9 protein-coding genes are annotated in these 13,975 nt (G+C 63.6%); 7 read left to right on the top strand and 2 right to left on the bottom strand.

Annotated elements, in window-relative coordinates:
- The first annotated feature begins 10 nt into the window (after positions 1–10).
- From AB0O87_RS05510 to poxB, 7 genes are all read left to right on the top strand, one after another.
- Positions 11–1,450, top strand: a complete 1,440-nt coding sequence (locus AB0O87_RS05510; RefSeq protein ID WP_363512942.1) for an NAD(P)/FAD-dependent oxidoreductase — start codon at positions 11–13, stop codon at positions 1,448–1,450.
- Positions 1,450–2,334, top strand: coding sequence for a universal stress protein (locus AB0O87_RS05515; RefSeq protein WP_363512452.1), 885 nt, complete (start codon positions 1,450–1,452; stop codon positions 2,332–2,334). Before AB0O87_RS05510 ends, AB0O87_RS05515 begins: the two co-directional genes overlap by 1 nt.
- Positions 2,334–3,878, top strand: a complete 1,545-nt coding sequence (locus AB0O87_RS05520) for an APC family permease (RefSeq protein WP_363512454.1) — start codon at positions 2,334–2,336, stop codon at positions 3,876–3,878. The genes AB0O87_RS05515 and AB0O87_RS05520 overlap by 1 nt, the downstream gene beginning before the upstream one ends.
- Positions 3,879–3,904: 26 nt before the next feature.
- The gene (locus AB0O87_RS05525) at positions 3,905–5,371 is read left to right on the top strand and encodes an NAD-dependent succinate-semialdehyde dehydrogenase (protein WP_363512456.1); all 1,467 of its coding nucleotides are present in this window, start codon (positions 3,905–3,907) and stop codon (positions 5,369–5,371) included.
- Positions 5,372–5,491: 120 nt separating this feature from the next.
- Positions 5,492–6,856 carry an NAD-dependent succinate-semialdehyde dehydrogenase gene (locus AB0O87_RS05530; RefSeq protein ID WP_363512458.1) on the top strand — a complete coding sequence of 455 codons (1,365 nt, stop codon included), beginning with the start codon at positions 5,492–5,494 and terminating at the stop codon, positions 6,854–6,856.
- 183 nt (positions 6,857–7,039) lie between these two features.
- Positions 7,040–7,477, top strand: coding sequence for a pyridoxamine 5'-phosphate oxidase family protein (locus tag AB0O87_RS05535; RefSeq protein ID WP_363512460.1), 438 nt, complete (start codon positions 7,040–7,042; stop codon positions 7,475–7,477).
- A gap of 39 nt (positions 7,478–7,516) precedes the next feature.
- Positions 7,517–9,241 (top strand): ubiquinone-dependent pyruvate dehydrogenase, encoded by a 1,725-nt coding sequence (poxB, locus tag AB0O87_RS05540; protein WP_363512462.1) that lies wholly within the window; start codon positions 7,517–7,519, stop codon positions 9,239–9,241.
- Between the two features lie 7 nt (positions 9,242–9,248).
- On the opposite strand, the gene AB0O87_RS05545 is transcribed toward poxB, so the two are convergent.
- Entirely contained in the window at positions 9,249–12,047 is a 2,799-nt protein-coding gene (locus AB0O87_RS05545) for a hypothetical protein (RefSeq protein WP_363512464.1), read from the bottom strand.
- Between the two features lie 23 nt (positions 12,048–12,070).
- The gene (locus AB0O87_RS05550; RefSeq protein WP_363512466.1) at positions 12,071–13,900 is read right to left on the bottom strand and encodes an HSP90 family protein; all 1,830 of its coding nucleotides are present in this window, start codon (positions 13,898–13,900) and stop codon (positions 12,071–12,073) included.
- Positions 13,901–13,975 lie beyond the last annotated feature (75 nt).

Below are 13,975 nucleotides of genomic sequence, written 5' to 3' on the forward strand. Positions count from 1 at the left end.
AAATCGGGGGATTTCGGGTCGCGACCGGTACTACACACCAACGAAGGAGTTGCAGATGACTGAGATCACTCGTGACGTACTGATCATCGGAGCAGGAGCCGCAGGGCTCACCGCGGCGAACGACCTGCGCAAGGCTGGTCTTTCTGTCGCCGTGCTGGAGGCCCGCGACCGCGTGGGCGGACGCCTCTGGACCGATGTAATCGACGGTGCCATGCTCGAGATCGGTGGCCAGTGGGTGTCGCCAGATCAAGAGGCGCTCATCGAGACCATCGAAGAGCTGGGCCTGGAAACGTACAGCCGCTACCGCGAAGGCGACAGTGTGTATGTCGGCCCCGATGGAAAGGCGCACCGCTTCACCGGCGAGATGTTCCCCGTGGCCGCGGAGACCGAGGCAGAGATCGCTCGGATCACCGACATCCTCGACGCCCTCGTCGCCGAGATCGACCCCGACCGTCCATGGGCGCACCCGAACGCTGCCGACTGGGACTCCATCACGTGGGATGCCTGGCTACGCAAGCAGACGGATGACGATGAGGCCGTGCGTAACCTCGCATTTGCCACAGGTTCTGCGATGCTCACCAAGCCGACGCACACGTTCTCTCTGTTGCAGTCGCTGCTGATGGCAGCGTCAGCGGGCTCGTACTCGAATCTCGTCGATGCCGACTTCATTCTCGACAAGCGCGTCGTCGGCGGGCTGCAGGAAGTCCCGTTGCGCCTTGCTGAGCGTCTCGGCGACGACGTGCTCCTGAACCAGCCGGTGCGTGGCCTTGAGTGGACGGATGCCGGTGTCGTCGCGACCACAGACGAGGTGACCGTTCGCGCTCGCCACGCGATTCTCGCGCACGCACCAGTGCTCTACAGTCGCATCGCCTTTGTCCCGCCACTGCCGCGTCGCCAGCACCAGCTGCACCAGCACCTGTCGATGGGATTCGTGATCAAGGTCCACGCCGTGTACGACCGTCCGTTCTGGCGTGAGCAGGGCCTCAGCGGCACCGCTTTCAGCCCGTACGAGCTCTCTCACGAGGCGTACGACAACACCAACCACGGCGACGAACGAGGCACCCTTGTCGGCTTCGTGTCCGACGCGAACGCAGACGGCGTGTTCGAGCTGTCGGCAGAAGAGCGCAAAGAGCGCATCCTCGAGTCGCTCTCGCACTACTACGGGCCAGAAGCGAAGAACCCTGTCGTCTATTACGAAAGCGACTGGGGTAGCGAAGAGTGGACACGCGGTGCGTACGCCGCAAGCTTCGACATGGGAGGTCTGCACCGGTACGGAGCTGATCTTCGTACCGCCGTCGGTCCTATCCAGTTCGCCTGCAGCGACATGGCAGGCGCTGGCTACCAGCACGTCGATGGTGCCATCCGGATGGGCCACCTCGTGGCCGCCAACATCGTTGAGGCCAGCCGTGAAGCCGGCCGTGACGCTGGCGTCGCCGAGAGCAGCAACTGATGGCCGGTTCGATCGTCGTCGGATACACGGCGACAGACTCCGGCGCAGACGCAGCGGCCCTCGGCGCGCGCCTCGCCCAGAGCCTCAACGCAACTTTGCACCTCGTCATCGTTCTGCCGAATGAAGGCACCCGCAGTGCAGCCGTGCCCCCGGAGCGTGCCTACGAAGAGCACGTCAAGGCGCAGGCCAAGAAGTGGCTGAGCGATGCAGTGGTGAGTTTGCCCCAGGAACTGCGCCGCAGCGGCCACGTGCGCTTTTCGGAGTCGTTTGCCGAAGGGCTCATCGCCGCCGGTGAAGAGTTCGATGCCCGAGTAATCGTGATCGGTGCGGCGGGTGGAGGAATCCTCGGTCGTCACCGTCTCGGCAGCGTCGCATCCGAGCTGCTGCACTCCTCCACCATCCCGGTAGCGCTCGCCCCGGTAGGCACCGCCCAACAGGACGACCACCTGATTCCGCGCGTCACCGCTGCGGTCGGAACTCGTCCTGGCGCTGATGCTCTGCTGGATGAGGCAGTCGCGCTCGCCGGTGACAGCGGAGTAGACCTTCGCCTTGTGTCGCTGGTGCCTTTCGATGTTCCTCCGGGGCTCGACACCGGGGCAATCCGCGTCGTCGGCACCACGCATGCGCAAGAAGTGCTGTCGGTTGCCCGCGAAGTGCTGCCAGACACCCTTCAGGCTGTGGCCGAAGATGCCCCCGGCGATTCGGTCGAGGATGCCGTCGCGCGCCTCGCCTGGCTCCCTGGCGAGATCGTGCTTGTCGGTTCCAGCCGGCTCGCTCAACCCAAGCGACTCTTCCTTGGGTCCACCGCGGCGAAGATGCTGCACGAACTTCCCGTCCCGATGGTTGTCGTCCCGCGCACCCGCAACGAAGCAGGAGAACGCTGATGAGCAGCACCAACAAGGCCACAGAGCCTGAATCCGGCGTCACGACCGGCATCTCGACCAAAGGCCTCAGTGCAGGAACAGTCGGTCTCATCGGTGCCGTAGTTATCGGCATCTCCTGCATCGCCCCTGCCTACACATTCACCGCGGCGATCGGACCCACGGCCTCCGAGGTCGGCGCACAGATCCCGGCGATCATCCTCGTCGGCTTCATCCCGATGCTCCTGGTGGCCTTTGGATACCGGGAACTCAACAACCGGATGCCGGACTCCGGCACGTCCTTCACCTGGGCAGCGCGGGCCTTCGGTCCGTGGGTCGGCTGGATGGCGGGGTGGGGCCTCGTCGTCGCCACGATCCTCGTGCTATCGAACCTCGCTGGCGTCGCCGTCGACTTCCTCTTTCTCCTGATCTCGCAGATCACCGGCAACGCCGAGATCGCGGATATCGCCGGCATCACCTGGATCAACATCGGCGTCTGTCTGCTGTTCATGCTCGGCGCGACCTGGGTGTCGTACCGCGACATGCAGACCACCCAGAAGTTGCAGTACTGGTTGGTCAGCTTCCAGGTGCTGGTGCTGGTGTTTTTCGCTGTCGCCGCGATCGTGCAGGCCGTCAACGGGAACGGGTTCGACTACCAGCCCTTCGACCTGAACTGGTTCAACCCGTTCGCCATCCCCTCCTTCAGCGCCGTCGCAGCTGGCCTCTCCCTCTCGATCTTTATCTTCTGGGGCTGGGACGTCACGCTCACGATGAATGAAGAGACCAAAGATCCGGAGAAAACACCGGGTCGCGCTGCCACCACCACGGTGCTGACAATCGTCTCGCTGTACCTGCTGCTCGCCGTCGCGATGATCATGTTCGCGGGCGTCGGCACCGGTACCCTCGGGCTCGGCAACGAAGACATCCAAGAGAACGTCTTCTTCTTCCTGTCCGGTCCTATCCTCGGACCGCTGGCCTTCCTCGTCTCGCTCGCCGTGCTCACCAGCTCCGCATCGTCGCTGCAGTCCACGTTCGTGGGACCTGCCCGCACACTGCTGGCGATGGGCCACTACGGCGCACTGCCGAAGTCGTTCGCCAAGGTCAGCCCGCGCTTCTTCACCCCCGGCTACGCCACCATCGTTTCGGCCATCGCAGCCTCTGCGTTCTACGCCGTGATGCGCGTCGTCAGTGAAGACACGCTGTGGGACACGATCCTGACGCTCGGCATGATGATCTGCTTCTACTACGGGATCACCGCGTTCGCCTGCGTCTGGTACTTCCGTAAGCAGTGGTTCGACTCCACACGCAACCTGTTCTTCACGTTCCTGTTCCCGCTCGTCGGTGGCGTCATTCTCGTGGTCTTGTTCTTCACCACGCTGATCGACTCGATGGACCCTGCCTACGGATCTGGTTCGCAGATCGGCGGCGTCGGAATTGTGTTCATTCTCGGGATGTTGATTATTGTCGTCGGCATCGCGGTGATGATCTGGAACGCGATTCATCGTCCAGCCTTCTTCCGCGGTGAGACTCTCGGCATCGACGCCCCGCCGAGCGCACGCCGCCGCTGACTCCCACTCCTGACAGAAAGAGACTCATGAGCACTCAGACCGAACAGGCGCTTCTCGACAGCATTCCCACCGGCCTCTTCATTGGCGGTCAGTGGGTTGATGGCGAAAACGGTGGCACCTTCGATGTGCAGGACCCCGCAACGGGCAACGTCATCCGCACCATCGCCGATGCCACCCCGGCAGACGGCATGCGCGCTCTTGACGCGGCTGTCGCCGCGCAAGATGACTGGGCAGCGACAGCACCACGCGAACGCAGCGAGATCCTTCGCCGCGCATTCGACCTTGTGCAGGAGCGCAAAGAAGACCTCGCGCTGCTGATGACCCTCGAGATGGGGAAGCCGCTCGCCGAAGCACGAGGCGAGGTCGGTTACGGCGGTGAATTCTTGCGCTGGTTCAGCGAAGAAGCCGTGCGCATCAGCGGCCGCTACGGGATCAACCCAGAGGGCACCGGCCACATGGTGGTCTCGCAGCGTCCGGTCGGACCGTCGTTCTTCGTCACACCGTGGAACTTCCCGTTCGCGATGGCAACGCGCAAGATCGCACCAGCGCTCGCCGCTGGGTGCACCGTGGTCATCAAGCCACCGGCACTCACGCCGTTGACGACCATGTTCTTCACCCAGTTGCTGGAAGAAGCCGGCTTGCCTGCCGGTGTCGTCAACGTTGTGCAGACGTCGAAGTCCAGTGCTCTTTCGGCGCCGATCATCGCTGACCCGCGGTTGCGCAAGCTCTCCTTCACCGGATCGACGGAGGTGGGCCGCAAGCTCATCTCGCAGGCCGCCGAAGGTGTCTTGCGAGTGTCGATGGAGCTCGGCGGCAACGCCCCATTCGTGGTGTTCGACGACGCAGATCTCGACAAGGCAGTGGATGGTGCGCTCGCCGCCAAGTTCCGCAACATCGGTCAGGCATGCACCGCAGCGAACCGCTTCATCGTGCACAAAGACGTCGCAGCGGAGTTTGGGCGTCGTGTGACCGAGCGGGTCAACGACATGAAGATCGGCCGAGGCACCGAAGATGGTGTGGCGATCGGGCCGCTCATCGACGCGGATGCGGTCTCCAAAGCCAGCGAGCTCGTCGAAGATGCTGTGCAGCGGGGCGCGAAACTGCTCGCCGGCGGCAAGGCTGTCGAGGGCACAGGCACGTTTTATGAGCCGACGGTGCTTACAGACGTCGTCGCGGGAAGCGCGATCCTCAAGGAAGAAATCTTCGGTCCTGTGCTCGCGATCGCGACGTTCGAAACCGAAGACGAAGCAGTGCACCTGGCGAACGACACCGAGTACGGTCTCGTGTCGTACGTCTTCACGGAGAGCCTGCAGCGCGGCCAGCGGATGATCGACAAGCTCGAGACCGGCATGATGGGACTCAACGTGGGGGTTGTCTCCAACGCTGCCGCTCCATTTGGTGGCGTCAAGCAGTCGGGTGTCGGCCGGGAGGGCGGCCTCGAGGGCATCCACGAATACCTGTCCACCAAGTACACGCTGATCCCGATCACCTGATCCCACCACCGGTGGTCCCTGAGCTTGAGTCCGTAGGTCCCTGAGCTTGTCGAAGGGCACGCAGTCCGTAGGTCCCTGAGCTTGTCGAAGGGCACGCACCACCACACGAGAGGACATGTCATGACCGACTACGCCGTTATCAACCCCGCAACAGGAGAGACGCTGTCGTCTTTCGATACTTTCACCGATGCGCAGATCGAGGAGGCGGTTGCTGCTGCTGATGCAGCGCACCGCGATTGGTCTCGTTCGTCGACGGTCGCTGACCGTGCGGCGCTTCTTCGCCGCGCGGCGGAGCTGCATCGAGAGCGTCGCGAAGAGCTGGCAGACATCTTTGTGCGCGAGATGGGTAAGCCCCGCGAAGCTGCTCTCGGCGAGGTGGATTTTTCTGCCGACATTGCGGAGTACTACGCAGATCAGGCGGAGGCGATCATGGCTGATCAGCCGATCGCGATCATGGGGGAGGGGTCGGCGGTTGTGCGGCGCTCTTCTTTGGGTGCGCTCGTCGGCGTCATGCCGTGGAACTTCCCGGCGTATCAGATCGTCCGTTTCGCTGCTCCGAACCTGATTGTCGGCAACACGATTCTGTTGAAGCCCGCACCACAGTGCCCGGAGTCTTCGACAGCGGTCGAGGCGATTTACCACGATGCAGGGTTCCCGCAGGGTGCTTACCAGAACGTGCTCGCCACGAACGAGCAGATCGCGAGCATGATCGCTGATCCGCGCGTGCAGGGTGTCTCGCTCACTGGTTCGGAGCGTGCAGGTGCCGCTGTGGCGGAGATCGCAGGCCGCAACCTCAAAAAGGTCGCGCTGGAGCTGGGTGGCTCTGACCCGTTCATTGTGCTCTCGACCGATGACCTTGACGCCACTGTCCAGGCGGGCGTCGATGCGCGTCTCGACAACAATGGGCAGGCGTGTAACGGGGCGAAGCGGTTCATCGTGGTCGATGATCTGTACGACGCGTTTGTGCAGAAGTTCACCGAGAAGATGGCAGCCGTCGAAGCGACCGATCCGACGCTCGATGACACGGTCCTCGGACCTGTCTCCTCCGAGGTCGCTGCAGAGAACCTGCAGAAGCAGATCGATCAGGCTGTGGAGCAGGGGGCGACCCTGCTGACTGGCGGCACGAGAGACGGTGCGTTCTTCGCTCCGACCGTGCTCGCCGACGTCACCCGTGACATGAACGTGTACCACGAGGAGCTCTTCGGCCCAGCGGCGGTGGTCTACCGGGTGGCAGATGAAGATGCGGCGGTTGCGCTCGCGAACGATACGACCTTCGGGCTCGGGTCTTACCTGTTCACGACAGATGCCGAACAGGCAGAACGGGTGGCCAACAAGATCGAGGCAGGCATGGTCTACGTGAACCTCGTGCTCGCCGACAGTCCAGAGCTTCCGTTCGGTGGCATCAAGCGCAGCGGCACCTCGCGCGAGCTGGGCCACCTGGCCGCCGACGAGTTCGTCAACAAGAAGCTCATCCGCATCGCCTAACCCCCCCACCCCTCCCCTTCCTAACCCCCAAACCATTTCGCTCCCGTCGCACTTTCTGTCGCTCAGAATCGTTCCAGGCGACAGATAATGCGACGGGAGCGAGTCTTGGGAGGGGAGGGGGAGAGGGAGGGGAGAGCGAGAGGGAGGGGTGCGGATGAGGCGCGGGTCAGGCACAATGGCGGCATGAGCGCGCACACTGACCCCGTCGACACCCTGACTGCGGAACAGAGCTGGGAGAGGCTCAGGTCGCAGGAACTCGGGCGACTCATCACCCACGTCGGCGAGAGGATCGATGTCTTTCCGGTCAACTACGTCGTTGATGGAGAGGGCATTTTGTTGCGGACAGCACCAGGCACCAAGCTGTTCGAGCTGACGGTCAACAGCGACGTGCTGTTTGAGGTTGACGATCACACCGACACCGACGCATGGAGCGTGATTGTTCGCGGCCATGCAATCGCGTTGGAATCGGACGCCGACGTACAGCGCGCGGATGCCGCCGGGCTTCGGCCCTGGATCCCCACCCTCAAGCGGGTCTATGTACGGATCGCCCCCGCGTCAGTGTCCGGCAGGGCATTCCACCGCAGCGCAGAGCCAGACCGCGATGGCCCGCAGGAGTATTGAGTCGGATCCAAAGTGGTGACACGGGCGTAGGGTCGAAGTATGGCTAACGTCGCTGAGAACATCGTCAAAACCCTGCGCGCCAACGGGATCGACCGTGTGTACGGTATCCCGGGCGACTCGCTCAATGGATTCACTGACGCGTTGCGCAAAGACGGCACGATTCGCTGGATGCATGTGCGCCACGAAGAGTCGGCTGCGTTTGCCGCCGCTGCCGACGCGGCGACAACGGGTGAACTCGCGGTGGTTGCCGGTTCGTGCGGCCCGGGAAACCTGCACCTCATCAACGGCCTGTATGACGCGAACCGTTCGCGCGTGCCTGTGCTCGCCATCGCCGCGCAGATCCCCACCAACGAAATCGGTACGGGCTACTTTCAGGAGACGCACCCTCAGGAACTCTTCCGTGAGTGCAGTGTCTATGTGGAGTATGTCGCCGACGCGAAGCAGATGCCGCGGTTGATGGAGATCGCCATGCGTGCGGCGATCGAGCAACGTGGCGTCGCCGTGCTGGTGATCCCCGGCGATGTTGCCCTCGCTGAAATCGCCGACGACCGCAACGTCGTGATCGAACGCACCCGTCCCGTTGTCGTCCCCAGCCCGACTGAGCTCGAGAAGGCGGCGACGCTGCTCAACGACTCGAAGAAGGTCACCATCCTTGCGGGAGCAGGGGTGGAGGGTGCGCATGACGAAGTGATCGCGCTCGCCGACAAGCTCGGAGCGCCGATCGTGCATGCCCTCCGCGGCAAAGAGTTCATCGAATACGACAATCCTTTCGATGTGGGGATGACAGGACTCCTGGGCTTCGCCTCTGGGTTCAGAGCGATGGAGGCGGCCGATGCCGTCTTGGTGCTCGGCAGTGACTTCCCTTACGAGCAGTTCTATCCGGAGCATGCGACCACAATTCAGGTCGATATTCGCGGCTCGCAGCTGGGCAAGCGGCATCCGCTCGACCTGGGTCTCGTGGGGGATGTGCGTGCGACTACCGAGGCGCTGCTGCCACGAATCGCGAAAAAGGATGACCGTCATCACCTCGATGACGCCACCGCGCACTACCGCAAGACCAGGAAGAAGCTCGATGAGCTGGCCGTCCCCACCCGCGGCGATGGACCTATTCATCCGCAGTACCTCGCCCGGCTTTTGGATGAGCAGGCGACCGATGATGCGATCTTCACAGCCGATGTCGGCTCCCCCACGGTATGGGCAGCGCGCTACCTGTCGATGACAAAAAATAGGCGTCTGATCGGGTCTTTCACTCACGGATCGATGGCCAACGCGCTCATGCACGGAATTGGTGCCCAGACAGCTCACCCCGACCGGCAGGTGGTTGCGCTGGCCGGCGATGGCGGACTCGCCATGATGCTGGGGGAGCTGATCACACTCACTCAAAACAAGTTGCCGGTGAAGACGATCGTGGTCAACAACTCGTCTTTGAACTTCGTTGAGCTGGAGATGAAGGCCGCGGGTCTGGTGACCTACGCGACCGACTTGGAGAACCCCAGCTTCGCGGCGATTGCGGAAGCGATGGGCATTTTTGCGCGCCGAGTGGAGCGCAGTGAAGATCTTCCTGATGCGGTGCGCGAGGTACTCGCCCACGACGGACCGGCCCTGCTCGATGTCGTGACAGAGCGACAGGAACTCTCCATGCCGCCAGCGATTGAGGCAGCGCAGGTCAAGGGCTTCGCGCTCTACGCGATTCGCACGGTGATGTCTGGCCGTGGCGACGAACTGCTCGACCTGGCCAAGGCGAACTGGCGTCAGTTTTTCTAGGCGAAGCTCAGCTCTCGATCAGCGCGCGGACCTCTGTGGCCTCGCCGTGTCGGCCGAGTGAGGTAAGAACGTCGCCGAGCTCAAGTGCTGCCACTTGCAGGAGTGACGGAAACTCCGCCGCGTGATCGATGGTGCTGCGGTAGACCGGTACGGCATCGGCTGCTCGCTCGTTTCCGGCGAGCACCCGTGCGGCGAACAGTTCTGACCCGCCCGCAGATGCCGTATCGCCAAGTGTCGCGAACCCGTCGGCGGCGGTCAGCCCCGCCGCCACGGCGTCGTCGATGCGTCCGAGCGCTGCGAAAGCACGTCCGCGGGAGTCCATCACATCGGCGACGAGCCACGCTGCGTCGTTTTCTTGGGCGAGGGTCGACACTTCATCGAAGAGAGCGAATGCGCGCTCATCTTGCCTTCCGGCGTATGCCTGCCCGAGACTGTGCAGCACGTCGACCAGAGCGCCCACCGCATCCGGAGCCTGTCGCACGATGGTTGCGGCGGATTCCAGGAGCGCTGTCGCCTCGTCGTGCTCGTCGAAGCGGGCCAGGATCTTCGCCTGTTCGGCGAGTGCCATCGCCTGGTCAGCGTGCTCTTCCGCCTCGCCGAACAGTTCAGCGGCATAGCCGTGTGCGCCGACCGCTTGACCGAACTCGCTTGCCGCGCTGAGTGCTCGTGCGAGCATCGACACCGTCACCGCGCGCGAGCCCGCATCGACCCCGGCGACCTCTTCCCGTTGCAGGATGTCCCCGAAAAGTTCGGCGGCTTCTTCGGCATCGCCAATGCTCAGCATGACGCGCGCGAGACGGAAGTCAACCGCTGTGGTGTCGCCGCCGGTTTCGCCCGCTAGACGGGCAGCGAGACGGTATCGGGAGACGGCCTTCTCGGCATCATTGGCGTCTTCCCAGAGTGCTCCTGCGAGGAGGTGAGCGTCTCCGAGCGCACGGGTGGCGCCGATTTCGGCGAGCAGTCTGCACGACTCATCCGCATCGGTTGCGCCTTCCACATACGCGTTTCCGCCGCCACGCACACGTGCGCGCGTGAGAAGCGCCTGCGCTCTGTGCCCTGCGCTGAGGTCATCCTGGTCGAGGAACGCGTCGAGCATCGATCCGCCAGCCTCCAGGTCGCCTTTGCTCAGCACAGACGAGATTGCCACCAGAGTGGTCGTGTTCGACAGGCGGGTGTCTTCTGCCTCGGCGAACGACCGTGCGGCAACCTCGGCGTGGTTGAGCGCTGCATCTGCTTCGCCTGCTCGCAGGTGCAGTGCGGCACGGCTGAGGGCAAGATCGCCGCGCGTCCACGCGGGAAGGTCGTCGGACTGCGCGATCGCCTCTTCGAGGTCTGCCATCGCTTCCTGCGTGTTGGCGCCGAAGGTGGCGAGGCCGATGCGTTCCTCCAAGTCGGCCTGCGCATCGAGGCCGGCCGCACGCAGCGCGGAGATCCGCTCAGGAAGCACCATCTCGGCTTCGTCTGGGTGTTCGAGCGCGATCAAAACGCCGAGACGCATCGACAGGAGTTGTGCGCGCTTCGCGGGGTCCTCGATTTCGAGCGCGCGGGGGAGGGCTTCGATTGTTTCCTGCTCTGCCCCGAACTGCGCGAGCTGTAGCACCCGCTCGAACCAGCCGTCTGCGTCTGTCGGGAGCGCAGACGGGGTCGAAGCGACGAAGGCATCCGAACGGATCGGAACGTCATACTGCTCTGAACGCAGTGCGCGCATGCGCTCGAGGTTGCGCGCATGCCCATCGGTACCGTCACGCTCATCGAATTCTGCACCGATGCGTTCCGCCGCGGCCCAGGCGGAGGCGGCGAGGTCGGCGGCGCCCCAGACACCTTCATGCTCACCGAAGAACGGAACAAGTGCCGCAGAGTCTGCACCCCGCACCGGGGTATCGCCATGGCCGGCCGCGGCGACGCGCTCCAGTGCGACGGCCAGCGCGCCGAGCGCCGCGAAATGCGCGTCTACGTTCAGGCCATCGTGCGCGAGCCAGGAAATGTGGCGCTCGACCAGCGCAAGGGCGCGTGCTTCGTTGCCGGTAACGGCAGCGAACACGATGTTGTTGGCGACGATGCGCAAATTGTCCGGAGCCTCTTTCGCCAGCCGGTAGCTGCGCAGGTGCGCCGTCTTAGCCTCTTCGAGACGGCCGGCACGCAGGTAAGGCAGCAACACCCGAGAGAGCGCGTGTTCTGGCTCTTCGCCGCAGGAAAAACCGCCTTCGATCATCTCCTCAACGAGAGCGATAGCCGCGGCATCACGGTCCGTATCAGCGAAGAACCCGGCAACCTGGCTACGCCCGCACGCATCGCAGTGACTGTGGTCATCGCGCGGGGCGGCCTCGAGTTGCACCCGCAATGCCTCGGCCTCTTCCGTGCGACCGGAATCCCACGCATCCTCGAATCGTGCGGTGAGCACACCGCTCATGCCGAGACCGGCCGCGCGGTAGTGCGTCTCCATATCGTCGAGCACTGCCGCGACCTGTTCTTGAGAAAACGCAGGGGAGGAGCGCAACGAAGACGCCATCCACTTGAACTGCCACATTAGGTCGGCTCCGCCATTGCCAAGGTCGGCAGGGAACCGCTGTGGATCCGCGTCGTGGTGTGCGAGGCACCAGGCAAACGAGTTGAGCATCACATCGGTGGCGCCGTTCATGTTCGCGGAAGCGGTCAAGCGCATCCGCGCCTCGTATTCCAACCTCTCATCGCCCAACTCCACCGCTAGCGCCACTGCTTCTGCGACCAGCGCGTGCTCTGCGGGGCCCCAGGGGGTGCGATCGATCTCTTCGATCAACTGCTGAAAGCGCTTCTGCGGACGTGCCATGAACGGAACCCTTCGGTGGAGTGTCAGTGGGCGTCGCCGAGAGGGAACGTATCCCCTTCCAGTCCAGCCGAGAGTGAGACGAGGTCAGCCAGCGCAGTGCTCATCAGCGTGCGATCGGCGTCGGTGAGTGGATGGTGTCCTGCGAGGAGCGCCTGAATATAGAGCAACTGCACCGTACGGGCGAAGACGGCGTCGTCGTGCACGCGTACCAGTGCCCGGACGACCTGGTTCGACCAGTTCAAGCACAGGCGCGCGCGCAGATCGTCGCTGCTACCTGAAGGCAACGCATGGCCGATGCGGTCGAGGACGCCGCCCCAGAGCGCACCGGTGACGCCCTTCGTGCGGTTGCGGTCGATAGTGCGGAGCACTTCAGGGTCGGCAACATAGAGCCCGGTCAGCTCCCGCTGATTGATCGATCGCACGACGACCGAGCATTCGGATGCGGCCAGGACAGCGCCCGCTCTGGTTTCGAGAGCAACAGCGGCATCGCGATCGTCCAGTGGTGGCGGATCGAGGCGGTCGAGTTCACCGGTCACGTCGACCTGTTCGACGGTGACGTGCGGGTACAGATCTGGCAGCATCCGGATCAGGTCGGCGTCGTAGAGGTAGCCGCCGTTGACGAGCACCTCATCCGTGCCGGAAATGCCGGCCACCTGCCGAAACTCGTCGACCGACTGGGCATAGCGAATGTGTGGGTACTGCTCGACGAGGTCGCCCACCCGCAACGTGCCGTGCGTCGTCTCTACCGACAGCCAGCGGGAGATAAAGTGCGCGAGCTCTTCGTCATGGCGCACGAGCGACTTGAGCCCGACTTCGTGCACAGCAACGAACTGCGCGAGGCGGTGTGGTTCGCGCAGTCCGAGCTCCAACACCCAGCGGCGGATGCTGTGGCCCAGCTGCTCACGCACACGCTCAAGCGCCGCGTCTTCCACCAAAGACTCTCTGCTCGCGGTGGGGGAGAGTCCGGTCGAATCGATCACAGACCGCACGAAGAAAGCCCAGTCAGGCAGCACGTCGTCGACGCGCTCAGAAAGCAGCATGCGCCCGAGATACATGCGCGTCGCCTGCCTCGCTCCGGGTGGCGGCGCATAGGGCAACACGTAGGCAAGGCCTTGAGTGCCGGTGGCAGGGTCGCTCAGTTCAATGACATCGAGCGGACTCGCGCCGAGAAGGTCTTTCCCATACTGCATGGCCTGTTCTGGGTCGTCCTCCGCGTCGATGAAGGGGGCGCTTCTGGTGATGTCGATATCGCCAGCGCCGGTATCGATGCTCACTCGCACCGGGAGAAATTCGCCAAAGGTCGTGGCCAGGTCACGCACAGCAGCCGGACGCAAGAGATCGTCAGCGTCGAAGCGAGGAACGAGGTGCACGCTGGTGCCAATCGGCAGCTCTTCTTCTATCTCGGCCACCTGGAAGGTGCCGTCTGCGCTGCCGGTCCACTCGACGGATGCGCCACCTTTGGCACTTCTCGAGCGGATGACGATGGTGTCGGCGACCATAAAACAGCTGAGAAGGCCGATGCCGAACTGTCCCAGGTAGTCGCTACGGGGAAGGTCGAAGATGTCGCGTTTTGAGCTTCGGCCGACGGTTGCCAATAGATCGGCGACCTCTGTTGCCGTGAGACCGACCCCATCGTCTCGTAAGACAAACTCGCCATTTTCCGCCGTCAGCGGGGTGATCCGGATTCTTCCGCCGCCCCCGTCTACGTCGCGGCGGGCCGTAATCGCATCCCGCGCGTTCTGGAGAAGTTCTCGCAGGTACACCCGCGGGCTTGAGTAGATGTGCCGGCTGAGCAGATCAACGACTCCTCGCAGGTCCACTTGGAACTGCTGCACTTCAGTGCTCACCCGCACTCCTTCCGCCTAAAACCGCTCGCCGAGCCTAACAAGAACCGCTGTTGCGCATCCCGGTTCGGCGCCACCGGATCG

Source organism: Microbacterium sp. NPDC076768 (assembly GCF_040687205.1).
Taxonomy (GTDB): domain Bacteria; phylum Actinomycetota; class Actinomycetes; order Actinomycetales; family Microbacteriaceae; genus Microbacterium.